Raw genomic sequence first — 21,890 nt, 5'->3', positions numbered from 1 at the left:
TGGAGAAGTGCATCGGAGGCCGGGTGTCGGCCTGGATAGCGCGGTGCTGGCGCTCCGCTCTTGCTAAATCGTAAATCATGCCGCCTCCATTATTTCACGCACGCATCCGGACATCGCCGCCGCGTGGCGAGCACGCACCTCGGCGGCCAGCTGCTCGGAGCCAGTCGCCAGCCTGCCCTCGTCGGCCAGGCGCTGCAGGTCGTCATTGCCGTGGTATTTGCCCAGTTCCGTCAGCTGCACGCTGATGGCCAGCGCCCGGTGTAGCGGGCAGCTCTCCACCCACGAGCCGTATTCCGGCGCGGCGTAGATGCGCACGCTGGCTAGGTCGCCGGTGATCGTCTCGATCACGCCCGGCAGCATCTGGGTGTAGCGGCGGCCGACGCCCTCAATCTCGCAGAACAGCGGCAGGCTCGTGACAATGCCAACCTTCCAGTGGGCACGAGCCATAGCTGCGGGATCCTCAGTCTGGCGACGGACGGTACCGGCGCTGCGCGGTGCGCCCGGCGCCAGCGCGTCGAAATCGAAGCTTGCTTGCACGCCTATCATGCTGCCCGTCCTGCAATCTGGCGCTCATGACCGAAATTCGCCGCAATCAGGGCGCGCGCCATGGGCGGGCAAACGCTGTTGCCACACATGCGCACTTGGGAGCTCTTCGTCAGCGGGATGCGCGGCAGGTCCAGAGGGCTGCCATCCACTTGGTGCCCGTCCTTGAACAGCAGGTCAGGGTCCGGGATCTCACGGATGATGTAGTCGGCCGGAAAACCTTGGGCGCGGTATAGCTCTGCCGGATCCAGCATGCGTAGGCCGATGTCCACGATCTGGTAGTCCACGCCCCGGATGGTCACCAGACCAAAGCGGTCCCGGCTCGTCACTGTCGCCAGCGGCGAATCTGGAGATTGGTCCTGGTCGGTTCCGTAGTACGCCAGCAGGAAGGCGCGCACCTCGGCGTGGTGCTGGCCGCCGGCGCTGACCGTATGCAGCGGCTCGTCCATGCTGGCGGTGCTACTGGTTCCGCGCAGCTTCACCAGGCTGCTCGTTACGATACCGCCGGCTGCACCGCTGGCCGTGATCGTGTTTAGCGGCACTTCTAAATCACGGATCCCGTGACTGAAGCGCTTGCCGCCATCCTTGCCCTCGCCGTGCCCCATGTGAATGAGGTTTGCCGTGACGATCCCCATCGCGTGCGCATTGCCTGCGGGGTTCTCTTTCGGGCCAGCTGTAATCGTGTGCAGCGGCTCGTTCATATCGCTGCCGGTGGCGCCGGTGCGGAACTTTGTGATGTGCGCCGTGACCAGGGCCTGGTTGCCGGCAGATGTGACGGTCGGCACCGGCGCGCCGACTTCTGCGCCAGGGTGTCCGGTGGTGTTGGTCATAACGAAAGGCGCGAGTTCAGCAGGCGCCAGCGCGGTGTCACCCGTTGCGGGGATCGTGGCCGCCGCTTCGTTGGCGCCGCGCGGGTGGCACTCACCACCACCTCCCATGCCCACCAAGGTGGCGGAGACTGCGCTGAAGTGCCCACCCTTTACCTGGGCGCAGATCGTGCGCAGCGGCTCGTCCACGGGCATTACCCGCTGGTTGCTGCCGTTGGCGTGCTCGTTCAGGAATGCGCTGACCAGCGCGGCCTTGCCGCCGCCGGCAGTGATCGTTCCCAGCGGCTTCTCGATATCGAGTGCACGTGGCGCCTGGCCCTCGCGCTCGCCGTAGCCCACCTGCACCATGGATGCCACGGCCAAGGCCTTCTCGCCGCGCTGCGCGCCGGTGATCGTGCGGAACGGCTCGTGCACGGATTCGCTGCGGTCGCCGCCCTGGTGCGTGACTGGCACAATGCTGGGCACGACCACAGCCCGGTGGTTCTCTGTGGTGAGCGTGCCGAAAGGCTGCGCCGCCGACACTGGCTTGCCGGAATAGATCGGACCACCCTGCCCCACGATGAACGGCGCGGGCGCGTCGACTACGTAGCGCATGATGCCCTTGGCGATGCGCCGCAGCGTGGCAGGTGCCAGCGGGCGCTTGCGCTCGAAGATCGACGGACACGGGATGGACCAGTCGATACATTCGGCGGCCGTGCGGTGCGGCAGCAGCTTTCCGGCCAGCACGGCCGGCGAGCTTGGCGCGCCGTGCGTTGCGGCCGGCCAGCGGATCGGCAGGCCATCGCGGCGCGCCACCAGAAAGAAGCGCTTGCGGATGGTCGGCGTGTCGTGGTCGCTGGCGCGCAGCTCCTTGTGGTCAACCGTGTAGCCGTGGCCGCGCAGCTGGCGCAGGAAGCTCTCGAAGGTCTTGCCCTTCTTCGCAGGATCGGGCATCCACGCTGATGTCGTAATTGGTTTTCCGCAATCGTCGATTTCCTGGCGCTCAACACGAATGAGCGGCCCCCACGTTTTGAACTCCTCGACGTTTTCCAGCATGATCACGCGTGGCTTGCACTTGGCCGCCCAGCGCAGCGTCACCCAGGCCAGGCCGCGAATGTTCTTCGCCACCGGCGTGCCGCCCTTGGCCTTGCTGAAATGCTTGCAGTCTGGGCTGAGCCAGACCAGGCCGACGGGCTGGTTGTTGGTCACCTTGATCGGATCGACATCCCACACGCTTTCGCACAGGTGCTTCGTGTGTGGGTGGTTCATGGCGTGCATAGCCAGCGCTTCGGGATCGTGGTTGATCGCGATATCGACCGGGCGTCCGAAAGCCTCCTCCAGGCCCGTGCTCGTACCACCGCCGCCGGCGAAGTTGTCGATGATCAGCTCGTGGCCCAGGTCCAGTGCCATGCTCATGAGATCGCGCTTCATGCAGCCTCCCGATCCACGTCGCTGAAATTCGACACGCGCGCCACCAGGTCACTGACCATGCTCACCGACATATCGAACTTGGAGGCAATGTGCACCTCCAGGCTCGCGCCTTTGGATTTATACCAGCCGGGAAGCAGCGCCACGCCGGCGCAGGTCAGCAGCGCTGCGATGTCGTTGCGCATGCACGCGCGCCAGTGCTCGCGCAGCTGGTCGGGCGTCATGGCTGCCGTGTCCACCAGTTCGTCGGCGCCGCCGTTGATCTCGGCCGGGTTGACGACGTCATAGCCCAGCACGCGCAGGCGGGCGGCTTCGGCATGGAACAGGGGGAAGTTCAGATCAGGGTGTCCGGACATCGGGCCGGCGAGGTAGATGCGGGTCATGGTCGGACCTCGCTCACGGTGGCGCGGCCGAAGAAGTGGGCTTCGAGCAGGCCGATGCGCACGGTCACGCTCGGCAGGCGGATGATGCCCTGGATGTCGACCTGGCCAGCCATGCCTGGCACGATTGGCTCCGGGCCGGGCGCCCAGATGCCGCCAGCTGGCGCGCGGCGGCCGGCGGGCTTGACGCGGTGCACGCGCCCACGCTTACTCAGCGCGCGGATGTGGCGGCTCGTGGTGACGGCACTCATGTTAAGCGCGGAAGCGAGGTCGGCGCCCTTGATCGGGCAGCAATCGCGGACGATGCCCTCGATCTTGCGGCGGGTCTGCTCAGTCGGGATGATGGTCCGGATGGTCATGGCTGGCCACCTTTGCGGATGTCGCGGTCGCAGGCCTCGGATAGGCGCTGCTCGGCGGCGTACAGCTTGGATTTCGCGCGGGTTTTCTCGCCGGCCGGCGCCGCGATGCACTGCTTGCGATCGGCATTCCAGTTGTGCGCGCACTGCACGATATGATCTTTGGGCGTGACTTTCCCGTCAGCGCTTGCCGTGGTGGCCGCGCTGCTGTCATGTGATATGCTCATGGTGTCTTTCGAAGTCTTGGATTGGCCGGCCTGCACGCCGGCCTTTTTCATTTCTGCTCGGCTGCCGCTTCCTGGGCCATGCGCTCGTAGTGCACGCGCTGCATGACGTGGCCAGGCTGGTGGTCAAGCACTTCGTCGGCGACGTCGTCGCGCCGCTCGTTTTGCTTCTGTTCGCTCATGCCGGGACCACCACCATGTGCGAGCGAATTTCGGCGACTGGAATGTCAAACTTTTCGTGGATCCGTAGGATGAGGCGATCAATCGGGATCGGCTTGCCGTGGCGACCCTTGCTGATTTCCGGCGGCGCCACTTCCAGCGCGCGGGCAAGCGCGGCGTCGTTCTTCAGGTGGAACTGCCCCAGCAGTTTGTCGAACAGCGGGACCAGCGAATAGCGGGTGGATGCGGACTTCTTGGGCATGATCAATCTCCTTGTGTTTGGTAAGAACTATGGTTGCGCGCCGCGCGCGACTGCCGGCGCGGCACCTTGTGGTGAAACGGATCGGGCTGCAGCGCAGCGGCGGCGATAGATCTCGCGGCCGGCTGCGCCAAGCATGTAGAGCAGTGCGGCGGTCACCTGGAGATTGAGCAGGAGCAGGAGCGCAATCACCTGCGTGCTGGCGGCGCTGGCGGCCATGCGGGCGACGCTGCGCTGGCACAAGCCGCGGTTCGGCCACAGGCACGCCGCAAGCATGCCCGTGACACCGAACAGCCAGGCGACGACCTGCAGCAGCACCAGCGCGCTGTCGATGCCGGCCAGGCGCCACAGCGATATCAGCCCGAACACCAGCACCTGCCATGCGATAAACCTGCACCACCCGCTCAATTTCTTCATCTCCGCCTCCACTGGTTGTTACTCGACCTGCACGCTGCCATCCGGGTTAATGCGGTATCGGAATGCCCCATCAAAGACGCTGGTGAACCATCTGCGGGCCGAACACCGCCCGGCGCGCCGTCGCCAACATGGCCATGTTCTGGCCAGCGCCTGGCCATTCCTTCTTCGCACGCGGCGGCATACCATTTGTGCAACGGGCGACGAAGCCCTTAATCAGATCACGGAGGGCTTTGCTATGCGAAACATCGGACTTGTCGCACGCGTTACGAAAGGCCAGGAACTCGTCAGGGTTCAGCAGCGCTTTAACAACAACGTCGCGCGGGGATTTGGCGCTCTGGGTCATGGTGGTTCTCCTAGTAAAGGTGGTGCAGGAAAAGGGATGATGAATCGGGTGATGCGTTCGTAGCGGGCTAACCCGGTAGGCCGCCGAGGTCGGCGATACGCACCGGATCGCTGGCGGCGCTGACGTAGTCCAGCTGAAACTCGCCCTGCTTCGCGATCACCTCCAGCAGAGTGGTCTGCTTACGCAGTTCCGCCAGCGCCAGGTCCTGTGCGTCGCCGGCGCGCAGCACGCCGGCGAACGCCACGGCCAGGTCGGTCAGCACGCCGGCGGCGGCTTCCTGATTGGAGTCGTCAGCCTTGAAGGCGGCGAGGATGGCTTGGTGCAGTACTGCCCTTACGGTCGGCACATCGGCATGGTCTTGGTCGGCGGTTTGCATAGCGGCTCCTCGGAATGCGAAAGGACAAATCGAATGGATGAATTACTGAATTGGCAATCTGCGGACGGCGCGAGCGCGGCCGGCGAACGACTTGTGGCCGTAGTACTGGTAGCCGTCGTAGAAGTACTGGTCCCAGGCATAGCCGCTGTCGTCGGCGTGCTGCGCGCAGGACCAGTACCAGCGAGGCTGGAATTGGCTCTGGAGCCTTTCGAACAGCAGGCGCTGCTCGGCACGCGTAGGCAGCGCACCACCTTGCAGCTCGGCCCACTTCATCGCTTCGTCCCAGGACACGTCCTGCGCATCGCCATCGAGCAGGATCACGCGCTCACGCACGCGGGCGGCGCTTTCTACGATGCCCAGGTAGATTCCGCCGTCCACGCGATCGCCAGCAGCTGGCTCTGGCGCCGCGGCGGAGATTGCGCAAGCAACCTTCAGTTCAGCGACCTTGGCCAGCGCCGCGTCGATCTGGCTGGTGTCGACTTCCACGACCACGCGGCGGACGATGGCGACCTGCTCCGGTGGGCGAACGAGTGCGGTGGGGAGCGCGAAAGCTTCATTGATTTTCTGCTGCATCTCGGCCATCAGCTGCTGGATGTCCCCACTCAAAGTCGCGAAGCGCGCAGCAGGCGCAGGGGTTGGGTTATCCAGCACCGCCTTAAGGTACTCCAGCACGTCGCCGGCAGCCGGATCGGATTCGAATACGTGACGGGTCTGAGCGATGGCAGCGGCCAGTTCTTCAGCGTTAATTGTGTCGGTCATGGCAGGCTTTCGGAATCAGGAGCGCCGACAACCACTGCCGCATGCTCCGGCACGGTGTCGAGGATGTTGTTGGTGGTGGGCGGCTGGCGGCCGGCGCGGGCAGCAGAATTGGAGTCGGCAGCGCGGCGAGGTGCAGATGCGGTAGCCTTAAACACGTCTGGTCGAGCCAAGCGCAGATACTTTAGTTGCGTCTTGGGAACGCCATTCTTCTTCCACTGTGAAACGGCACTTTTTGAAATGCCGAGCAGCTTCCCTGCGGCTGATGGGCCACCTAGCGCATTTATGATGCGACTAGCTTCAGCTTGTTCCTGGTAGGTCATGGCGTCCTCGATTCAACATTGAGTCGAGTATAGAACGCTACACCCAATCAGGTCAAGCACACTTTACCCCTATTTGTTTAGAGTTCTAACCATGGACGATTTGATTTCTAGAGTTAAGCTCATCTGTGATGACCTGGCCGGCCCAGATGGGAGTGGCGGCCAAATCGCGCTTGCGAAAGCTGCGGAGGCCTCAAAGAGTGTGGTCAACCAATGGCTTGCTGGCAAGATTAAGTCGATAGATATCAACTATGCATTGGCGATCGAAAAGAACTTGGGGTACAACCACATCTGGCTAATGATTGGCAAAGGTCCAAGAAAGCTAGGGTCGCTTCCGGCGCCAGAGACTAAAATCCCAGGGGCTGACGAGGCGCACCATGCGCTTCCGCTGCCGAGAACAGATAGCCCTGTTCATGCCGACGTGTTGATGAGGATTGGATTTATCACAGATTTTGAGGCAAGGATTCTAAACCTCGTTCGTATGGCGACGCCGAAGGGTAGAAAACTCATTGAGGTTGCTGCCGCCGCTGCGCCCAGAGCCGGGCTCGCCTCTGTTCTTGCTAGCGACGAGCCTCAGAATCGGCTTCCTGGGGCAAGCGACAGCCAAAGCAGATAACACAACGAGCATATCGTTCTTGCTTTCGTCATCCAATGCTCGATAGGCTTTCATGGCCGATTCGATAGCGTTCATTTTAGGCAAGTTGTGTATTTGAAGAACAACAATACGCCTATTCCTACTCTTGCATTCTCGCCAATTGTAACGTTCAGTGCAGATTGTCACCAGGACGATTGATCTGCGAGGTCGAGGCAGATCAATATTTAACAATTAGTCGTGCCGCTTCGTGCCCTCTTTGATGACAGCCAGGTCGGTGCGGGGCTGCCTTGGGTGCTTCTTTGCCATCTCCTCCATCATCTTGGTGGCCATTGCCAAGGCATCGTCGTCCATGCGCTCCAGTGCCGCCCTAGCCCGGTCCTCGTCTGCGCGGCGTGGGTCACTACACTCCATTGCTAACTCCTTGTGTTGATTGGGGAATTCCAAATATACGCGAATTGTCACACACTCCCAATTGGGAATAAGTATTGCCAAGTGGAACTTAAGAAGCGGTCACTATCGTTTGCGTAGTTAGCAGAGAGGACTGGGAATTGTTAAATTCACCACTAAAACCGTTGAAGAGAAAATTTGACGCCAAATGGCGTCAAAAACAACACTAGCCGGTTGGCGCGCGCAATCATCGCGCGATGAAAAATCCAAAAAAACAACTGGAGCAGAAGAAGTTGTCTCTGCGAGTGTCTCTGCAACTGCACGATGAATTGCTGTCGGCAGCGGAGTCCAATGGCTGGAGCGTAAATGCCGAGATCAATCATCGCCTGCGTGCCGGCCCTATTCTTAACCACATTCGTGAACTTTCTCTAGAACTAGCCGAGGTCAAGGCCGCCCTTAGGGTGCTACAAGATGCCCAACAATAGGGCGCGAAACAATTGAATAGAATTGAAAGAGCCGTTCCCCGGTACCATCGCCCTACTACCCGACTCCTCCCAATGAAATATGGCACTCATCCCATGTACTGAATGTGGCAAACCTGTCAGCAGCAAGGCGCGATCCTGCCCTGGGTGCGGGGCTAAAGTGCGTCGACACAAACTGGCCCTTTACATTGTACTGGGCGGGATGGCTACTTTTTTCGGAATTGGGTATTTGGCTAGTGGGACGTCCGAAGGGCAAGCGCGATCCGCTGCCAGAGCCGCTATAGAGCAATGCTGGGAAACGCAAAAGGTGAAGTCCAATAGTCCTGGCGACGCCCGTTTCATAGCTAGTGCTTGCGAGCGCATGGAGCGTGAGTATTCGACGCCAACCGCGCCAGCATCGCTGGCAGCGGTCATCCCAGCTGGCACGTCTCCTGAGATGCAAAAGCTTATAGAAAAGAGCAACATCGACCAATGCCTCGATGACATTAGGGCGTTCCGCCCGGGCGAGGCAATGGACAAGCGCTCGCAGTGCGATGCATTAACAACATCCTATAGAGTCAAATACGGGCACGCGCCTTAATTCGTACCGTAACTCCTTTCCTCCTTAGTCGAATTCGGCCGAGCAAACGGCGCAACATATCGACATGCCTTACCTGTCCGCCAATTGAATATTCACCGCTCTCGGGGCACTTTATCGTACTGACTGCGTAAAAATCTCCGATCGTAAAATATTTCAAACAATCGGTGTAGAACACTTGACTTTAGTGGGTTAAGAGTTCTACACTTATCCATCGAAACACTAAACCGATGGAGACCGAAATGTCCGCACAACTCGCAGCAGCACCTGTAGTAGCAGAATCCACCACGCCATCCCCTTCCCTGCCCGCCATTGGCGCGCCGTTCGGCGGCGGGTTCTTTATCGGCGTCACGATCGAGAATGGCCAGCGCTTCGCCAACATCTCCGCTGGCGCCGCCGGCGAGCTGAGCGGCGCGTGGAACGTGAGCCTGGCGCGCGTAGATGGCGCCACCAGCCGCACCGACGGCCTGTCCAATACCATCGCCATGGCCGAAGCCGGTAGCGAGCTGGCCAAGGCCGCCCTGGCCCTGACCATCAACGGTTTCACCGACTGGGCCATCCCGGCGCAGGACCAGCAGGAACTGCAGTACCGCCACCTGAAGCCGACCGACGATGAGAACTACGCCGACGGTATCGATGGCGTGAATCCGAGCAGCCTGCCTGTTGGCGAGGCCTATGGTGACGAATCCCCGCTGCAGACCACCGTCGAGAGCTTCCGCGCCGGCGGCGCCGATGCCCTGGCCGCCGGCTGGTACTGGTCCAGCACGCAGCACGCCGACTACAGCGACTTTGCCTGGATCCAGTACTTCTTCAGCGGCTTCCAGAACGTCAACCGCAAGTCGTTCGCCGGCCGCGCTCGCGCCGTCCGCAGATTGCCAATTTAATCATTTATCCATTTCTTGGAGCAGATGATGACGCCTACTTCGCACCCGACAAAACAGCAGGTCCGCTATTGGGGCCAGCTGCGCCGGCTCTCCAGCTTGCCGCCGCCAACGCCAGAAGAAACCCGCCGCCAGCTTGGCTGGGGGCTTCTGGGCTCGACCACGCGCTCGCGGTAACGCCTCACCCGCGCAAGGGTGTCAACACGAGGGCCAACTGCCCGCCAGGCGGCTCTCGTGTTGGTGGTCCAGCTTCACTCATCAGGAATCTCGCGCCCGACCGTACCGCCGGGCCGCCAACAACGACTTTTAAAGGAGATCGACATGCACCGAAACCATGCTTCACTGCTGCGAAATGCCACAGGCGGCCGCGCCGCGCGGCTGCGGGTGTGCGACCAGTTGGACTTCGCCTATCAGGACAGCGGAATGCTGCCATCCCTCATGGACGGCAACCTCGATGCGCCTGACGACATCCCGGCCGGCGGCGTCCTCGCCCATGAGTACCATCGCTGCGGCGCAATGCAAGTGGCCGCTCGTTCCGGAGCGGCATCGTGAGCGCGCGCATATTGTTCGGCGAACCGGGCGGCTGGTGCGAGCGTCACGGCGGCGTGCTGGTGGTGAGCGTGTTTCTCCTCGTAGCGCTGGCGGACTGGATGTCGAACGTCGCCGGCGCCGCCGTAGCGAGCCTGCCATGACCTGGCGCCTGCTTCTCCGTATCCTGGCCGCATTCGTGCTTGGCATCCTGGTGTACGCCAACGCGCTGCGCAAGGATGAGGACCACCTCGGCGAGATCGCCCGCGCCACTGCGAACACCGCAAGCTCCGGGCAGCCTGCAAACCCTTCGACCAGGCAGCGCGAAATGGACGCGCTCAGCCTAATGGTGGCCGAAATCTCGAAGCAAGCCGCCCGAAACTGGCGCGCCGGCCACACCATTCAGCATTCGGTACGGCTGGCCATCGCCAGCGCCAAGGCCTCCGCCCTGCTGCGGAGGGCGCATGTCCGATAAGACTGATTCAAACGGCATGACCGCTGAGGATCGCAAGGCGGCGCGCACCTTCCGAACCCGCCAGCACCTCCGGGGAACCAGCAAGGGATTCACCGCGCGCGAGGCCGACGACGATGAGCGTTCTCGCCTCCAGGCCGCCGCTGATCAAATGCTTGCCGATGCACGCGCCATAGCGCCAAGGGGCAAGAAATGATCACTGTGCACGTCGTTGGCGAACCGCCCTGATTTGCCGCATGCAGTACACGGCGCCCTATCAACCATACAAGGAAATTCCATGAAATCCACTGTAGTAGAAGTCGAATCGGTGATGGCGGCGGCAAAGCGCCAGTTCCTCGCCGAAAACCTGAAACCGGGCGAGGTCTACGCTGGCCTGCTGCTGGGCGAGAGCGGCGCGCCTGACGCGCATCTGTTCCTGCTGCCAGGCGATGCAGCCAAGGTCACGTGGCAGCAGGCCAAGGATTGGGCCAAGACGGCTGGCGGCGAACTGCCCACCCGCCGCGAGCAGCGGCTGCTGTTTGCCAATGCCAAGGATGCTTTCGAGAAGGCATGGTACTGGTCCTGCGAGCAGCACGCCGGCAACAGCGACTATGCCTGGACCCAGTACTTCGGCAACGGCGACCAGGACAACATCCTCAAGTCGTTCGCCGGCCGCGCTCGCGCCGTCCGCAGATTAGCAATTTCTTAATTTAACTATTTTCTCAGCATGGCACTCCATACCTCTCTGCCGATCTATAAGGTCGCCTACAACCTGTTCGATATCAGCGTGGCGCTGGTCAAAAATATGCCTCGCGACTTCAAGCAGGGTGTCGGTGGACGCCTTCGCGACGAATGCCTTTCCATCGTCATGCTGGTGTTCCGGGCGAACGTTGCGCAGCACAAAGCGCCTCACCTGTCCGAACTGATTGAGCGCCTGCAGGTCGCCGAATTGCTGCTTCGCCTGTCTTGCGACCAGCAGCTCATATCGAAGGGCCAGTACGCCAAGGCCATCGATTTGACGACCAGTGTGGGCAAGCAGGCAGCCGGCTGGCGCCGTTCCGCAACTTCGCTCGCTTCATAATGGTCAAGGCCGCTATGACTACGCGAATCTTTAATCTGGTCGTACCGCTGGCTCACAAGGCCACCGACATGCGCGCAGCAGATACCACTGGCGTCGTCCAGGCTCGGTCTGGCGCAGTTTCCCCGCTGACTGGCCACGGCCCTTGGCTCGGCGACGTAGTTAGTACGATAGGACGCAGCACGCCGACAACAGCGACTATGCCTGGAACCAGAACTTCAACAACGGCAACCAGAACAACAACCACAAGTCGTTCGCCGGCCGCGCTCGCGCCGTCCGCAGATCAATCCGCGCGCCACCATGCTGATTTTTCTTTCACCGAACTCGTCGAGGCCTACTTCGACTGCCGCCGCACGAAGCGCAACAGCGCAAGCGCCCTCGCCTTCGAAATGAACCTCGAGCAGAACCTTGCCGACCTGCGCGACGACCTGGTCGACGGGAGTTACCGGCCAGGCCGCAGTATTTGCTTCGTCGTCACCCGCCCGAAGGCGCGCGAGGTGTGGGCCGCCGACTTCCGCGACCGGGTCGTCCACCACCTGCTGTACAACCGGGTGGCGCCGCGGTTCCACCGCTCTTTCATTGCGGACAGCTGCGCCTGCATCCCCGACCGGGGCACGCTGTACGCGGCTCGGCGGCTCGAATCGAAGGCGCGCAGCATCACCCAGAACTGGACCCGGCCGGCGTGGTACCTGAAATGCGATCTCGCTAATTTTTTCGTCGCCATCGACAAGACCGTGCTGCACGCGCAGATCGCCGCACGCGTAACCGAGTCCTGGTGGCTACGCTTGGCCGAGACGATTCTGTGGCATGACCCACGCCAAGACTTCGAACTGCGCGGCGCGGCCGAGCTGCTGGAGCGCGTTCCGCCGCACAAGCGGCTGACCAACCAGCCGGCTCACCTCGGCCTTCCAATCGGCAATTTGAGCTCGCAATTCTTCGCGAACATCTACCTGAATGCGCTGGACCAGTTCGCCAAGCACACGCTGCGCGCGCACCACTACATTCGCTACGTCGACGACTTCGTGCTGCTTCACGAATCGCCGCACTGGCTAAATGACGCGCTCGCCCAGATCGCCGCGTTCCTGCCACGTGAACTGCACGCGCACCTGAATCCAACCAAGACCATCCTGCAGCCCGTGGCACGTGGTCTGGACTTCGTCGGCCAGGTGATCAAGCCGCACCGCACTATCACCCGGCGGCGCACCGCGCACGAGGCAGTGAAACGCATCGAGGCCGCATCGCCGGAAGACCTGTACGCCTCCGCCAACAGCTACTTCGGCCTGTTGCGCCAGGCCACCCACAGCCACGGCGACCGGATCTCGCTCGCCCGCGCGCTGATGAAGCGTGGCCACTGCATCAATCAGGCCATCACCAAAACCTACCGGAAGGCGGTCACACCATCCTCCGCCATTCTCCTGGAGCAATAGCATGTTCAAAAACTCACAAATTTACCGGCTGCCCGCCGCGTGGCAGTTCACCGCCGAGCAGATGATGTCCGCCCTGGCTGCCAACCGCTTCACGTCCGCCAGCAGCAACGAGCTGCTGCGCCAGGGCTGGACGCCGCCGCGCGGCACCGGCCCGGCCGCGCCGCTGGTGCACGTCGTCAACGGCCAGTGGCTGCTGCAGCTACAGTGCGAGAAGGCGCTGATGCCCGCGACCGTTGTCAACCAAGTCACGCAGGAGCGCGCTGCCGTGCTGGAGGATGAGCAAGGTTTCGCGCCCGGTAAGAAGGCCATGAAGGAATTGAAGGAGCGCGTCGCTGACGAACTGCTGCCGCAGGCCTTCCGCATCAAAAACACCATGCACATCTGGATCGACCCGGTGCACGGCTGGCTGGTGGTGGACGCGGCCAGCCCGGCCAAGGCCGATGAGGCGATCAAGCTGCTGCTCAAGGCCGTCGACCGCATGCCGCTGGAATCGCTGCGCGTGCAGCGCTCGCCAGTGGGCGTGATGACCGAGTGGCTGCAAACCGACGAGGCGCCGGCCGGCTTCACGGTCGACCAAGACGCGATCATGCGCGCTACCGGCGAGAGCAAGGCCCAGGTGGCGTACAAGCGCCACACGCTGGAAGCGGACGAGGTGCGCCGCCACATCGCCGCCGGCAAGCAGTGCACGCGCCTGGCCATGACCTGGGAGTCGAAAATCTCCTTCGTGCTGGACGAGAGCCTGGCCATCAAGAGCATCAAGCCGCTGGACGTGCTCAAGGAATCCGAGTCCATCACCCGCAACGACGACGAGCGCTTCGACGGCGACTTCGCGCTGATGACGGGCGAGCTGGCCAAGATGCTGGCCGACGTGGTGGAAGCGCTGGGCGGCGAGGCCGATGGCGAGGCGCCAGTGGTGCGGCCGGCGGCGCGCGCGGCAGGCGCTGGCCAGCAGAAACTCGAGCGCGCGGTGGGCCTGTCGGCCGAACTGTACCAGCTGCGCGCGCGGCACCGTGACGTCCTTAACGAGCTCTACGAGCAAACTGTCCTACCTGTGATTAAGCGGCTGCGCGAGCAGATGCTGGCTACCGGCGACACGCCGATCAAGTGCGCCATCGACCTCGCCAAGCTGCTGCCGGCAGGCTCATCCGCCGGCGATATGCTGCTGGTGGCCGCTGTCGAGATGCTGGAGCCAAGCGGCGCGCTCATACCGGCCGCATCCGACGTGCCCGCCGGCGACGGTAGCGCCAGCGACCCGCTGTACGAGCAGGCCGTGGCCGTGGTGCGCACCAACCAGCGCGCGTCGATATCGCTGGTGCAGCGTCACCTGCGCATCGGCTACAACCGCGCGGCGCGGCTGCTGGAGGCGATGGAAGGAACGGTAGTCGGGCCGATGCAGTCGAACGGCAATCGGGAAGTGCTGAGCACCTTGGGGCTCGCATCGTGAGCCAACATCGTCACTTCCGCGTGACAACCTGCCAAGTTCACCCAGGGAAATGGTATGGACGCAGCTCGCCAGACCACGGCTCAGTACGCTCGTCAAGCGGGGCGGGCGAATACATAACATTGCCCGTTCGCGCACCGCGTGCCACAAACATCGCTATGGCGATACGGCACAGCGTCGTTTTCGAACTTTCATCGTACTGGCGAGGCGGTATTGAACGCGAAATCTCAAACCGATCGGTCTGCGTCCTGCGACCTCGTCCGCATGAAACACTGACTTCTGCGGAAAAGCCATTGGTCCAAAACGTGACGAACCCTGCTTCAATACCGGCCGCCGAGAATTCGAATTCCATAGTAGTCGCCAATTAGATAACGGGAGTGCAATACTACCATGAGCGAAAACACAAAAATCGAATGGGCGGACCACACGTTTAATCCGTGGGAAGGCTGCCAGAAGGTTAGCCCCGGGTGCGACCACTGCTACGCCGAGACGCGCAATGCTCGCTTCGCCGGCGGCAGGGCCATCAACTGGGGCCCGGGTGCGCCGCGCCGCCGCACCAGCGCCGCGAATTGGATGAAGCCGCTGGCCTGGAACGCAGCTGCAGCCGAATTCATGGCCTCGCACGGCCGGCGCCAGCGCGTTTTCTGCTCGTCGCTGGCCGACGTGTTCGACAACGCAGTGGATCCGCAATGGCGCGTCGACCTGCTGGAACTGATCGCCAAGACGCCGCACCTCGACTGGCTGCTACTGACAAAACGCATCGGCAATGCCCACGCCATGCTGGACCAGGCGCTGGACGTCATGTCGCATGGGCTGACGCGCTGGCGCGACGCGCCGTGGCCGAGCGTGTGGATCGGCGCGACGGTGGTGAGTCAGGCCGAGGCCGACCGCGACATTCCGAAGCTGATGGCCATGCCGGCCGCGCGTCGATGGCTCAGCATGGAGCCGCTGCTCGGCGCGGTCGACCTGCAGCAGTTCCTCTGGCAAGACGTGAACGGCAACATCGTGCCGCAGGGCAGCCGCCAGCCGCGCCTGGACTGGATCGTGGTCGGCGGCGAGTCCGGTGCCGGCGCCCGCCCGATGCACCCGCACTGGGCGCGCAGCCTTCGGGATCAATGCGCGGCCGCCGGGGTGGCCTTCCTGTTCAAGCAGTGGGGCGAGTTCCATCCTGCATGCGAGCACGATCCGGCATCGCATACCAACACCGTCGAGTTCGCCGCGCTTCATGTTGACGGCGCGCGTGAGTTCCGCCCGGCAGAGGCCTATGCAAACACCGGCGCGCCAGGCTGGGAAATTCTCTGCCGCATTGGCAAGAAGGCCGCCGGCCGCGTGCTGGACGGCGTGCTGCACGACGGCTATCCGGAGGTCGCATGAAAGAAGCCCACGACCACCACCGCGTCAGCGCCGCCGGCAAGGCCATGGGCCGCACGGCTGCTGCCTTGGCGGATGCCGAGTGCGCGGCCCTGGCCCGCGCTGACGAGGCGGACGAGCGCTGCCCATCGTGCGCCTTCCGGGCTGGCACCGTGCCAAACGGCTGCGTGCAGACCCAGTTGGACGTTATGAAGGCCGTGGCCGAGGACGTGCCGTTCATGTGCCACTGCCACCGCGACGCGGCCGGCCGCCCGACGCGCATCTGCCACGGCTGGTTTGCGGTGCGGCGCATTGCCGACCGCTACGAGAAGGCTACCGGCCAGAAGCTGGCGCCGGCGCCGTATGACTTCTCGCCACCTGACACTCCGGAGGCCCCATGACCGGCATCCTGATCGGAGGCCGCAAGACTGGGCGCCATTTCGCCCTGCTGAGCATGGCCGTCGGAATACCTGTGGCCCGAGAAATTATCGAGTCTGCGCAGCGGGCCGAGGCCGAAGCGATCGGCGCAGAACTCACCAGGCTGGGGCTGAAGGCGATGCGAAGCGTGGAAGCATTCCGCGTCGTCGTCAACGCCATGAATGTCCTGGCCGGCCCTGCGGTAGTGCCGCTGGAAGACCCACAACCCGCGCCGCGCTGGCAAAGCGCCCGCCCCTACCTGAAACGCAAGAAAGGACGCTCGTGATGAACAACCAACAGAAACGCGACCCTAACTGGGGCCTGATCCTCCTGCTGCTCATTGTCGCCGGCATGTGGCTCGGCGCGCTGGTCAGCGCATACACAAAATGGAGTGCAGCATAATGGATTCGAACAGCATGAACCTGGTCAACGCCGGCAGCCAGTTGGCCAACATCGCCTATAACCTGGCGCAGCGCGCGGGCGAACCCCTTACGCAGCACGAGGCCTCGCTGCTGGACGCCGCCTGCAAGCAGTGGGACGAGGCGCGCCACGCGCTGGCAGCGCCGGCCGCACCCGTCACCCAAAACCCGCACACCGGCGCGGCGTGCGACAAGCGCGATATCGCCAGCGACCCGCAGGCCGTTCTGTGCGTGGAGCCGGGCGTGCCGCTGCGCGCCGCAGCCCAGCCTGCCGTAGTGCTGGATGAGGCCGTTATCCGCATGCTGGCTAGTGCCAGTGGCGAGCTGGATGGTGATGACGCCGACTGGTGCTTTACTGATGCCGCGCTGATCGCGTTCGCCAACAATATCGCCGCTCAGCCAGCACCAGCCGATGCCGTCGCCCTGCCCACCAACGCCGACCAGGCCGCGCTCATGGCGCTGCTGGGCACCCAATGGCTGGAGCAGCACGCGCCCGAGCGCCTGAAGGCCTCAGCCGATGCAGGGCAGGCACAGGCTTGTTCGCCAAAACCCGTCACGAATGAACATCAAGAAGGTTTGACCGCCAAGAATGGCGAAGAAGCGCTGGCGGATGCGGAACCGTCCGCGCAAGAGCAGAAGCTGGCCGAACGCGTGAACTGGACCACGAAGCAGTGGTACGAGCACGTCGGGGCGCGCGAAGACGACAAGGACCAGATCATATTCGGCACAGTGATGGCGCTGTGGGCCATGCTGGTGCAGTTCCAGGCAGTGACGCTGCATGCCGCCGAGCGCCGCGCCACCCAGCCCGCCCAATGCGCAGCACCGGATGAGCGCGCGGCGTTTGAGCGTGAGTTCCGCAACGATATTGGGGCCAAGGATAGTGATGACCTGACCCACGTATTCGGACATTCTTGGGCATGGAAATGGTGGAGCAAGGCCCACGCATCCCTCGCGCCAGCACCAGATCAGCACGCCGATTCCGACTTCGCCTCGATGTCAGTTTGGGAGCAGTCGATATTCATGCGCGGCGTAAATCGCGGTCGCGCCGCGCCAGCATTTCAGGCACAGCCAGTAGCTGCGCAGCAGACCATCGACACTCCGGAATTCAGCGAGAAGCTGGCGAATGCACAGGAAGCGCACGAAGCAGGCGAGGAAGCCTACATGGATGCTCGCGCCGCTCTGATCGCCCACATCAACCTGTGGGGCCATGGGCGATATATTCGCGGCTACGACAAGCGCAAGGCAGAGGAAATCGCCCCACCAGCACCAGCCGCGCAGCCAGAAGCCAAGGCCGCGCCAGTGGATGCGCTGAGCGACAGCGAAATTAAGATGCTCGCCTACAAGGCGGGGATAGGATCCAGCGCTGCGCTGCGCTTTGCCGCCCTGCTGGCCGCTGCCGGCAACAGTCAAGGGCAGGCCGCGCAGCCAGCCCAGGGTACATCAGAACTCCGCGCAGGGATCGCGTCGAATCAGAGCTACTGGAACGGCATGCAGCAAGGATGGCGTCTTTGCGCCGCTGGCGACGTCGAGAAATTCCACGCTGAACTGAATGCGGTGAAAGCTGAGATCGCGCCTGCCCGTGCCGAGCTGCAGGCCTCGCAGCCAGAACAGCAGCCAGACGATACCGCAGCATGCCTACCGCCTATTGAATTGGACAGCATCGCCACCTTCTCTAGCCTACACGGAACATTGATTCGGCGCGCCGATGTCGAATGCATGCTTGCGCGGCTGCGACCTACTGCCCACGCCGCGCCTGTACCAGCAGCCGCACCCGAGCCGCTGCAAGGCTGCGAGTGGACGCATGACGAACCGCAGTATTCTTGGGATTCCGCGTGCGGCGAAAAGTGGAGCTTCATCGAGGGCGGCCCGAAGGAAAACTTCGTGCGTTTCTGCCAAGGCTGCGGCAAGCCTGTTGTGCTGGCCGCCGCTCCAGTAGGAGGTGCATGATGGCTACCGGCTACAGCGACAAAGTGAAATGTCCCAAGGGTCACACCTTCCGCATTCAGCGCCGCGCCACCACCGCAGGCAAGACTGTGCGAACTTACTGCCGCATTTGCGAGTGCACCTATCAGATCAAAGCAGGGCCAGTTCAAGTAGGAGGTACGCAGTGAGCGCCATCATCAGCCCATGCGGCCAATATCGGTACAAGCTCACCCGCGAGGCGCACGACCTGCACACGACCTGCGGCCCCGCGCTGTTCATCATGTTGAACCCGAGCACCGCAGACGCCGCGCTGGACGACCCGACCATCCGCCGCTGCCGTGGCTTCGCAAAGGCATGGGACTGCGCCGGCATCGTGGTGGCGAACCTGTACGCCCTGCGGGCGACGAATCCGGCCGAGCTGTGGACGCATCCGGATCCAGTCGGGCCGGACAATGACATGCACCTGGCCGCCCTGATCCGCGAGCACGAGACCATCGTCTGCGCATGGGGCGCGAACGCGGCGCCGGATCGAGTGGAGCAGGTGCGCAAAATGTTCGGGCGCATGAACCGTCCGATGAGCCTGGGCGTGACGAAGGCCGGCGCGCCGCGCCATCCGCTGTACATTCGCGCGGACCAGCCGCTGGTTGATTGGTCAGGGCAAGGCCCAGTAGGAGGCACCCAGCCATGAGCGTAGTTGCAATGTACTACCTGCGCGCCACTCGTGGCGGGATAAATGGCCGCAAGAAATGCTACCTGAATGGGGTTAGCGACGATGGGCTACTCGCAACTTTTACGGCGGAAACTAAGCTGGCGTGGTCGTTTGATAGGACGCAGCGCGACGATTTCATAGCCAAGCACCCCCACATCAAGGGGCGATGGGTTTCGCTGCACAACGAGCTGGCACGAATCCGGGCCGCCGCAGCCCCAACACCTAAAGGAGAGCAGCATGGCTGACGTGAAGACGTGGCAGGAGCGCATGGCCGACTACTACACGACCGGCGACGGCAAGCAGTTATGCCGTCGTGACGCGCACTTCATGAAGGAAGAGATAGTCGACCTTCGCGCAGCCCTCCAGACTCAGCAGGGCGCGCCGTTTCAGGCCCGCGTGCAACCGTGGCTGCTGGCCTGCTTTGGCGAGATGATCGCTGGCGACCGAGAGGAACGCAACCATCGCTTCCTGGAAGAAGCGCTTGAACTCGTGCAGGCTTGCGGTTGCACGACGAGTGAGGCGCACCAGCTGGTGGACTATGTGTTCGGGCGACCAGTGGGCGCGCCCGCGCAGGAAGTCGGCGGCGTCATGGTGACGCTGGCGGCCCTGTGCCTGGCGAACGGCCTGGATATGCACCAGAATGGCGAGACCGAGTTGGCGCGCATCTGGACGAAGGTCGAGCAGATCCGCGCCAAGCAGGCCGCCAAGCCGAAGCACGGCCCGCTGCCAGTCGCACCCCAGCCCATCTCCGTGCCAGCGGGAAGTGAGCTAGCGGCAGTGCATGCGTTCCTGCTTGGCGAAGGCCCGCTTGATGGGCTGCAGTTCAGTGAGCGCGATGAAAACCACAACGCGCCATACTGGTGGCGCAAGAACCTGCGTTCTGCAATCGCTGCGCAGCAGAAGAGCGGAGGCCAGAAATGAGCGACCTGATGTTTTACGGGGTATTGGAAATGCCCTACGACATGGCCATGAGCGACGAAATCAGCCGCCTGCAGTTCTACCAGCGCGTGCAGCAGGCTGTAGTGCGGCTGAAGGCGGCCGAGGCGGCGCCGAACTGGCAGTGGCTGGCCATCGCCGCCCGCGCCGCGCAGCTCGAGGCGTCACTGCACGCCATGGTGGCGGACGCCGCGACGTTCCCAGCGCACTTGCAAAACGCGGCCGTGCTGGAAGCCGCGCGCGCGGCTTTGGCTGCCCCACAGGTGGCTATGGCAGACCCGCTCGACATGCCCCTGCCCTGCGACATCACCGTGGGCTCCGCCACCATTCGCCAGGGGTGCAAGCTCCGCACGCTGGTGGCCAAGATGCAGGTACTGCACGACATGGCCATGGAGTCGCCGCTGGCGCTGCGCGCTGTCCAGTTCGAACTGATCGCGGCCGGCACTGCCGACGTGCAGGTGCGCGAGAAGGCCGACCACTCTGCGAGCCAGGATGGCGCCTGCAGCATTTGCCGGGGCACGCGCGTCACGTTCGGGAAGCGCTGCGAGTGCGCCGGCGCAGCTGCGGGAGGCCCACCATGAGCAGCACATTCCTCGATGCCGAAGAGGTGGTGGAAATGACTGGCCGCGTCCAACACCGGGCGCAGGCCAAGGCACTCAACGCATTGGGTATCATCTACAAGGTGCGGCCGGACGGCTCGTTGCTGGTGTTGCGCTCGCACATCGAGAAGGAGCTCGGGGGCGCGCCCGCCGGCGGCAGGACGAAAGAATTCAAACCGAACTGGGAAGCGGCGAATGCCTAGGAAGCGCAACAAGGAAAACGAAGGCCTGCCAACGCGCTGGAAGCACACCCACGGCGCGTATTACTACCAAGTGCCGCCTGGCTTGGAAGATAAGTGGGATGGCAAAAAGAAATTCCGTCTTGGCAAGACCCTGCCGGAAGCCTATGCCCTCTGGGCCAAGCGGCTGGTCGTGGTGGACGCGGCCAATACCATCGGCGCGCTACTGGACCGGTACGCCTTGGAAGTTGTGCCAACGAAGGGCGCGCGCACGCAGGTGGAAAACCAGCGGGCAATCCGCAATCTACGCGCAGTGTTTGGTGAGGCCCCCTTAACCTGGTTAAAACCTCAGGCGGTGTACCAATATGTAGATAAACGCAAGAAAACACCAGTCGCGGCCAATCGCGCAATCGACGTCCTTTCTCACGCCTTCACGAAAGCGGTTGAGTGGGGCTACATCGATCGACACCCATTTAAGGGTGAAGTCCGCCTGCCAGGCGAGAACTCGCGGACGCGGTACATCGAGGATTGGGAAATCGTGGAATGCTTGTCCATGGAATCGAAACGGAAGAAAGGCAGCGTGCGGGCCATTCAGGCGTATATCCGAGTAAAGCTGTTGACCGGCATGGCGCGCAGCGATTTACTCCGACTCGACCCTACGCCTGGCCGCAGCTTTAAGGAAGATGGCATTCATATAACACGCCATAAGACCGAAGGGAAGACGGGGAAGGCAACCATTTATGAATGGTCCGACGACTTGCGCGCGGCGGTTGCGCTGGCACTCTCGGTGCGGCCAGTCGACATTGCCCCATTCCTTTTTTGCACGCGAAATGGTGATGGTTATATCGACGAGGAGAAGGGAACTGCGTCAGGCTGGGACTCGATGTGGCAGCGCTATATGGAGCGCGTGATGGCGGAAACGAAAGTGACCGAGCGCTTCACCGAACACGACCTGCGCGCCAAATGCGCGAGCGACGCGGAGACTCTGGAGCATGCCCGCGCCCTGCTTTCCCATGCTGACAGCAAGACGACCAACCGCATATATCGGCGCAAGCCGGAGCGGGTTAAGGCCGGGAAAATCACATTTGAATAGCACAACCGCATTTGAATAGCACAGTGCTATATTTTTAAGCAGCGAGCGAAT

At 62.8% G+C, this 21,890-nt stretch carries 34 protein-coding genes and 1 pseudogene; 22 read left to right on the top strand and 13 right to left on the bottom strand.

Annotation, left to right across the window (positions count from 1 at the left end):
* Positions 1 to 75: 75 nt before the first annotated feature.
* From AC07S4_RS16660 to AC07S4_RS16605, 12 genes are all read right to left on the bottom strand, one after another.
* Positions 76 to 546: a hypothetical protein gene (locus AC07S4_RS16660; RefSeq protein ID WP_494987701.1), complete on the bottom strand. Its 471-nt coding sequence runs from the start codon at positions 544 to 546 to the stop codon at positions 76 to 78.
* Complete coding sequence (locus AC07S4_RS16655; protein WP_494987700.1) at positions 543 to 2,780, bottom strand: DNA cytosine methyltransferase; 2,238 nt, start codon at positions 2,778 to 2,780, stop codon at positions 543 to 545. The genes AC07S4_RS16660 and AC07S4_RS16655 overlap by 4 nt, the downstream gene beginning before the upstream one ends.
* Positions 2,777 to 3,160, bottom strand: coding sequence for a DUF4406 domain-containing protein (locus AC07S4_RS16650; RefSeq protein ID WP_494987699.1), 384 nt, complete (start codon positions 3,158 to 3,160; stop codon positions 2,777 to 2,779). The genes AC07S4_RS16655 and AC07S4_RS16650 overlap by 4 nt, the downstream gene beginning before the upstream one ends.
* Positions 3,157 to 3,516, bottom strand: a complete 360-nt coding sequence (locus tag AC07S4_RS16645) for a hypothetical protein (protein ID WP_494987698.1) — start codon at positions 3,514 to 3,516, stop codon at positions 3,157 to 3,159. Before AC07S4_RS16645 ends, AC07S4_RS16650 begins: the two co-directional genes overlap by 4 nt.
* The gene (locus tag AC07S4_RS16640) at positions 3,513 to 3,791 is read right to left on the bottom strand and encodes a hypothetical protein (protein WP_494987697.1); all 279 of its coding nucleotides are present in this window, start codon (positions 3,789 to 3,791) and stop codon (positions 3,513 to 3,515) included. Before AC07S4_RS16640 ends, AC07S4_RS16645 begins: the two co-directional genes overlap by 4 nt.
* The gene (locus AC07S4_RS16635; protein ID WP_494987696.1) at positions 3,788 to 3,919 is read right to left on the bottom strand and encodes a hypothetical protein; all 132 of its coding nucleotides are present in this window, start codon (positions 3,917 to 3,919) and stop codon (positions 3,788 to 3,790) included. Before AC07S4_RS16635 ends, AC07S4_RS16640 begins: the two co-directional genes overlap by 4 nt.
* A complete protein-coding gene (locus tag AC07S4_RS16630) occupies positions 3,916 to 4,158 on the bottom strand; it encodes a hypothetical protein (protein ID WP_494987695.1) in 243 nt (80 codons plus the stop codon). The genes AC07S4_RS16635 and AC07S4_RS16630 overlap by 4 nt, the downstream gene beginning before the upstream one ends.
* Before the next feature lie 27 nt (positions 4,159 to 4,185).
* Positions 4,186 to 4,572 (bottom strand): hypothetical protein, encoded by a 387-nt coding sequence (locus AC07S4_RS16625; RefSeq protein WP_494987694.1) that lies wholly within the window; start codon positions 4,570 to 4,572, stop codon positions 4,186 to 4,188.
* A 70-nt stretch (positions 4,573 to 4,642) separates the two neighbouring features.
* A complete protein-coding gene (locus AC07S4_RS16620; RefSeq protein WP_494987693.1) occupies positions 4,643 to 4,915 on the bottom strand; it encodes a hypothetical protein in 273 nt (90 codons plus the stop codon).
* 67 nt (positions 4,916 to 4,982) lie between these two features.
* Positions 4,983 to 5,291, bottom strand: a complete 309-nt coding sequence (locus AC07S4_RS16615; protein WP_494987692.1) for a hypothetical protein — start codon at positions 5,289 to 5,291, stop codon at positions 4,983 to 4,985.
* 42 nt (positions 5,292 to 5,333) lie between these two features.
* Positions 5,334 to 6,050: an Lcl C-terminal domain-containing protein gene (locus AC07S4_RS16610; protein WP_494987691.1), complete on the bottom strand. Its 717-nt coding sequence runs from the start codon at positions 6,048 to 6,050 to the stop codon at positions 5,334 to 5,336.
* Positions 6,047 to 6,370 carry a Cro/CI family transcriptional regulator gene (locus AC07S4_RS16605; RefSeq protein WP_494987690.1) on the bottom strand — a complete coding sequence of 108 codons (324 nt, stop codon included), beginning with the start codon at positions 6,368 to 6,370 and terminating at the stop codon, positions 6,047 to 6,049. Before AC07S4_RS16605 ends, AC07S4_RS16610 begins: the two co-directional genes overlap by 4 nt.
* Positions 6,371 to 6,461: 91 nt before the next feature.
* Here AC07S4_RS16605 and AC07S4_RS16600 point away from each other — a divergent pair, with 91 nt between their 5' ends.
* The 12 genes and pseudogenes from AC07S4_RS16600 (at position 6,462) to AC07S4_RS16545 (ending at position 14,217) form a co-directional block, all read left to right on the top strand.
* Positions 6,462 to 6,983, top strand: a complete 522-nt coding sequence (locus tag AC07S4_RS16600) for a helix-turn-helix domain-containing protein (protein WP_494987689.1) — start codon at positions 6,462 to 6,464, stop codon at positions 6,981 to 6,983.
* 623 nt (positions 6,984 to 7,606) lie between these two features.
* Complete coding sequence (locus AC07S4_RS16595) at positions 7,607 to 7,834, top strand: toxin-antitoxin system HicB family antitoxin (RefSeq protein ID WP_494987688.1); 228 nt, start codon at positions 7,607 to 7,609, stop codon at positions 7,832 to 7,834.
* A gap of 816 nt (positions 7,835 to 8,650) precedes the next feature.
* Entirely contained in the window at positions 8,651 to 9,292 is a 642-nt protein-coding gene (locus AC07S4_RS16590; protein WP_494987687.1) for a hypothetical protein, read from the top strand.
* A 318-nt stretch (positions 9,293 to 9,610) separates the two neighbouring features.
* On the top strand, positions 9,611 to 9,841 hold the full coding sequence (locus AC07S4_RS16585; RefSeq protein WP_494987686.1) for a hypothetical protein: 231 nt from the start codon (positions 9,611 to 9,613) through the stop codon (positions 9,839 to 9,841).
* A complete protein-coding gene (locus AC07S4_RS16580; RefSeq protein WP_494987685.1) occupies positions 9,838 to 9,981 on the top strand; it encodes a hypothetical protein in 144 nt (47 codons plus the stop codon). The genes AC07S4_RS16585 and AC07S4_RS16580 overlap by 4 nt, the downstream gene beginning before the upstream one ends.
* A complete protein-coding gene (locus tag AC07S4_RS16575) occupies positions 9,978 to 10,292 on the top strand; it encodes a hypothetical protein (RefSeq protein WP_494987684.1) in 315 nt (104 codons plus the stop codon). The genes AC07S4_RS16580 and AC07S4_RS16575 overlap by 4 nt, the downstream gene beginning before the upstream one ends.
* Positions 10,282 to 10,485, top strand: a complete 204-nt coding sequence (locus AC07S4_RS16570) for a hypothetical protein (protein ID WP_494987683.1) — start codon at positions 10,282 to 10,284, stop codon at positions 10,483 to 10,485. Before AC07S4_RS16575 ends, AC07S4_RS16570 begins: the two co-directional genes overlap by 11 nt.
* Positions 10,486 to 10,566: 81 nt before the next feature.
* Complete coding sequence (locus AC07S4_RS16565; RefSeq protein WP_494987682.1) at positions 10,567 to 10,977, top strand: Lcl C-terminal domain-containing protein; 411 nt, start codon at positions 10,567 to 10,569, stop codon at positions 10,975 to 10,977.
* An 18-nt stretch (positions 10,978 to 10,995) separates the two neighbouring features.
* Entirely contained in the window at positions 10,996 to 11,349 is a 354-nt protein-coding gene (locus AC07S4_RS16560) for a four helix bundle protein (protein ID WP_494987681.1), read from the top strand.
* Between the two features lie 197 nt (positions 11,350 to 11,546).
* Positions 11,547 to 12,773 (top strand): RNA-directed DNA polymerase, encoded by a 1,227-nt coding sequence (locus tag AC07S4_RS16555; protein ID WP_494987680.1) that lies wholly within the window; start codon positions 11,547 to 11,549, stop codon positions 12,771 to 12,773.
* Between the two features lies 1 nt (position 12,774).
* Positions 12,775 to 13,668, top strand: a pseudogene (locus AC07S4_RS16550) (recombination-associated protein RdgC); the annotation flags it as partial.
* Positions 13,669 to 13,848: 180 nt separating this feature from the next.
* Positions 13,849 to 14,217 (top strand): DNA translocase FtsK, encoded by a 369-nt coding sequence (locus AC07S4_RS16545; RefSeq protein WP_494987756.1) that lies wholly within the window; start codon positions 13,849 to 13,851, stop codon positions 14,215 to 14,217.
* Between the two features lie 37 nt (positions 14,218 to 14,254).
* Here the strand turns inward: AC07S4_RS16545 and AC07S4_RS16540 are convergent, their stop codons facing one another.
* Positions 14,255 to 14,566, bottom strand: a complete 312-nt coding sequence (locus tag AC07S4_RS16540) for a hypothetical protein (RefSeq protein WP_494987679.1) — start codon at positions 14,564 to 14,566, stop codon at positions 14,255 to 14,257.
* Between the two features lie 38 nt (positions 14,567 to 14,604).
* On the opposite strand from AC07S4_RS16540, the gene AC07S4_RS16535 reads away from it, so the two are divergent.
* From AC07S4_RS16535 to AC07S4_RS16490, 10 genes are all read left to right on the top strand, one after another.
* A complete protein-coding gene (locus AC07S4_RS16535; RefSeq protein WP_494987678.1) occupies positions 14,605 to 15,588 on the top strand; it encodes a phage Gp37/Gp68 family protein in 984 nt (327 codons plus the stop codon).
* Positions 15,585 to 15,965, top strand: coding sequence for a hypothetical protein (locus tag AC07S4_RS16530; RefSeq protein WP_494987677.1), 381 nt, complete (start codon positions 15,585 to 15,587; stop codon positions 15,963 to 15,965). The genes AC07S4_RS16535 and AC07S4_RS16530 overlap by 4 nt, the downstream gene beginning before the upstream one ends.
* Entirely contained in the window at positions 15,962 to 16,267 is a 306-nt protein-coding gene (locus tag AC07S4_RS16525) for a hypothetical protein (protein ID WP_494987676.1), read from the top strand. The genes AC07S4_RS16530 and AC07S4_RS16525 overlap by 4 nt, the downstream gene beginning before the upstream one ends.
* Positions 16,268 to 16,382: 115 nt before the next feature.
* Positions 16,383 to 18,347, top strand: a complete 1,965-nt coding sequence (locus AC07S4_RS16520) for a hypothetical protein (RefSeq protein ID WP_494987675.1) — start codon at positions 16,383 to 16,385, stop codon at positions 18,345 to 18,347.
* 160 nt (positions 18,348 to 18,507) lie between these two features.
* Positions 18,508 to 19,011, top strand: coding sequence for a DUF1643 domain-containing protein (locus AC07S4_RS16515; RefSeq protein WP_494987674.1), 504 nt, complete (start codon positions 18,508 to 18,510; stop codon positions 19,009 to 19,011).
* Complete coding sequence (locus tag AC07S4_RS16510) at positions 19,008 to 19,277, top strand: hypothetical protein (protein ID WP_494987673.1); 270 nt, start codon at positions 19,008 to 19,010, stop codon at positions 19,275 to 19,277. Before AC07S4_RS16515 ends, AC07S4_RS16510 begins: the two co-directional genes overlap by 4 nt.
* Positions 19,270 to 19,953, top strand: coding sequence for a hypothetical protein (locus tag AC07S4_RS16505; RefSeq protein WP_494987672.1), 684 nt, complete (start codon positions 19,270 to 19,272; stop codon positions 19,951 to 19,953). The genes AC07S4_RS16510 and AC07S4_RS16505 overlap by 8 nt, the downstream gene beginning before the upstream one ends.
* Positions 19,950 to 20,549, top strand: coding sequence for a hypothetical protein (locus AC07S4_RS16500; protein WP_494987671.1), 600 nt, complete (start codon positions 19,950 to 19,952; stop codon positions 20,547 to 20,549). The genes AC07S4_RS16505 and AC07S4_RS16500 overlap by 4 nt, the downstream gene beginning before the upstream one ends.
* Positions 20,546 to 20,770, top strand: a complete 225-nt coding sequence (locus AC07S4_RS16495; protein ID WP_494987670.1) for a DUF4224 domain-containing protein — start codon at positions 20,546 to 20,548, stop codon at positions 20,768 to 20,770. Before AC07S4_RS16500 ends, AC07S4_RS16495 begins: the two co-directional genes overlap by 4 nt.
* Entirely contained in the window at positions 20,763 to 21,839 is a 1,077-nt protein-coding gene (locus AC07S4_RS16490; RefSeq protein WP_494987669.1) for a site-specific integrase, read from the top strand. The genes AC07S4_RS16495 and AC07S4_RS16490 overlap by 8 nt, the downstream gene beginning before the upstream one ends.
* The last annotated feature ends 51 nt before the right edge of the window (positions 21,840 to 21,890 follow it).

It is taken from the genome of Pseudoduganella sp. GW821-FHT05F09, from assembly GCF_059419605.1.
Note: the sequence above shows the minus strand (reverse complement) of the source record. Positions and strands in the feature narration are given on the sequence as shown.

Bases quoted from the DNA above. Each gene is read 5' to 3' on its own strand.
- AC07S4_RS16575 (WP_494987684.1), top strand. From the start codon at position 9,978: ATGACCTGGCGCCTGCTTCTCCGTATCCTGGCCGCATTCGTGCTTGGC.
- AC07S4_RS16650 (WP_494987699.1), bottom strand. From the start codon at position 3,160: ATGACCCGCATCTACCTCGCCGGCCCGATGTCCGGACACCCTGATCTG.
- AC07S4_RS16565 (WP_494987682.1), top strand. From the start codon at position 10,567: ATGAAATCCACTGTAGTAGAAGTCGAATCGGTGATGGCGGCGGCAAAG.
- AC07S4_RS16645 (WP_494987698.1), bottom strand. From the start codon at position 3,516: ATGACCATCCGGACCATCATCCCGACTGAGCAGACCCGCCGCAAGATC.
- AC07S4_RS16620 (WP_494987693.1), bottom strand. From the start codon at position 4,915: ATGACCCAGAGCGCCAAATCCCCGCGCGACGTTGTTGTTAAAGCGCTG.
- AC07S4_RS16535 (WP_494987678.1), top strand. From the start codon at position 14,605: ATGAGCGAAAACACAAAAATCGAATGGGCGGACCACACGTTTAATCCG.
- AC07S4_RS16510 (WP_494987673.1), top strand. From the start codon at position 19,008: ATGAGCGTAGTTGCAATGTACTACCTGCGCGCCACTCGTGGCGGGATA.
- AC07S4_RS16505 (WP_494987672.1), top strand. From the start codon at position 19,270: ATGGCTGACGTGAAGACGTGGCAGGAGCGCATGGCCGACTACTACACG.
- AC07S4_RS16655 (WP_494987700.1), bottom strand. From the start codon at position 2,780: ATGAAGCGCGATCTCATGAGCATGGCACTGGACCTGGGCCACGAGCTG.
- AC07S4_RS16585 (WP_494987686.1), top strand. From the start codon at position 9,611: ATGCACCGAAACCATGCTTCACTGCTGCGAAATGCCACAGGCGGCCGC.
- AC07S4_RS16555 (WP_494987680.1), top strand. From the start codon at position 11,547: ATGCCTGGAACCAGAACTTCAACAACGGCAACCAGAACAACAACCACA.
- AC07S4_RS16640 (WP_494987697.1), bottom strand. From the start codon at position 3,791: ATGAAAAAGGCCGGCGTGCAGGCCGGCCAATCCAAGACTTCGAAAGAC.
- AC07S4_RS16605 (WP_494987690.1), bottom strand. From the start codon at position 6,370: ATGACCTACCAGGAACAAGCTGAAGCTAGTCGCATCATAAATGCGCTA.
- AC07S4_RS16630 (WP_494987695.1), bottom strand. From the start codon at position 4,158: ATGCCCAAGAAGTCCGCATCCACCCGCTATTCGCTGGTCCCGCTGTTC.
- AC07S4_RS16490 (WP_494987669.1), top strand. From the start codon at position 20,763: ATGCCTAGGAAGCGCAACAAGGAAAACGAAGGCCTGCCAACGCGCTGG.
- AC07S4_RS16500 (WP_494987671.1), top strand. From the start codon at position 19,950: ATGAGCGACCTGATGTTTTACGGGGTATTGGAAATGCCCTACGACATG.
- AC07S4_RS16545 (WP_494987756.1), top strand. From the start codon at position 13,849: ATGCTGGCTACCGGCGACACGCCGATCAAGTGCGCCATCGACCTCGCC.
- AC07S4_RS16600 (WP_494987689.1), top strand. From the start codon at position 6,462: ATGGACGATTTGATTTCTAGAGTTAAGCTCATCTGTGATGACCTGGCC.
- AC07S4_RS16570 (WP_494987683.1), top strand. From the start codon at position 10,282: ATGTCCGATAAGACTGATTCAAACGGCATGACCGCTGAGGATCGCAAG.
- AC07S4_RS16615 (WP_494987692.1), bottom strand. From the start codon at position 5,291: ATGCAAACCGCCGACCAAGACCATGCCGATGTGCCGACCGTAAGGGCA.
- AC07S4_RS16635 (WP_494987696.1), bottom strand. From the start codon at position 3,919: ATGAGCGAACAGAAGCAAAACGAGCGGCGCGACGACGTCGCCGACGAA.
- AC07S4_RS16530 (WP_494987677.1), top strand. From the start codon at position 15,585: ATGAAAGAAGCCCACGACCACCACCGCGTCAGCGCCGCCGGCAAGGCC.
- AC07S4_RS16625 (WP_494987694.1), bottom strand. From the start codon at position 4,572: ATGAAGAAATTGAGCGGGTGGTGCAGGTTTATCGCATGGCAGGTGCTG.
- AC07S4_RS16595 (WP_494987688.1), top strand. From the start codon at position 7,607: ATGAAAAATCCAAAAAAACAACTGGAGCAGAAGAAGTTGTCTCTGCGA.
- AC07S4_RS16495 (WP_494987670.1), top strand. From the start codon at position 20,546: ATGAGCAGCACATTCCTCGATGCCGAAGAGGTGGTGGAAATGACTGGC.
- AC07S4_RS16660 (WP_494987701.1), bottom strand. From the start codon at position 546: ATGATAGGCGTGCAAGCAAGCTTCGATTTCGACGCGCTGGCGCCGGGC.
- AC07S4_RS16590 (WP_494987687.1), top strand. From the start codon at position 8,651: ATGTCCGCACAACTCGCAGCAGCACCTGTAGTAGCAGAATCCACCACG.
- AC07S4_RS16525 (WP_494987676.1), top strand. From the start codon at position 15,962: ATGACCGGCATCCTGATCGGAGGCCGCAAGACTGGGCGCCATTTCGCC.
- AC07S4_RS16610 (WP_494987691.1), bottom strand. From the start codon at position 6,050: ATGACCGACACAATTAACGCTGAAGAACTGGCCGCTGCCATCGCTCAG.
- AC07S4_RS16540 (WP_494987679.1), bottom strand. From the start codon at position 14,566: ATGGAATTCGAATTCTCGGCGGCCGGTATTGAAGCAGGGTTCGTCACG.
- AC07S4_RS16560 (WP_494987681.1), top strand. From the start codon at position 10,996: ATGGCACTCCATACCTCTCTGCCGATCTATAAGGTCGCCTACAACCTG.
- AC07S4_RS16520 (WP_494987675.1), top strand. From the start codon at position 16,383: ATGGATTCGAACAGCATGAACCTGGTCAACGCCGGCAGCCAGTTGGCC.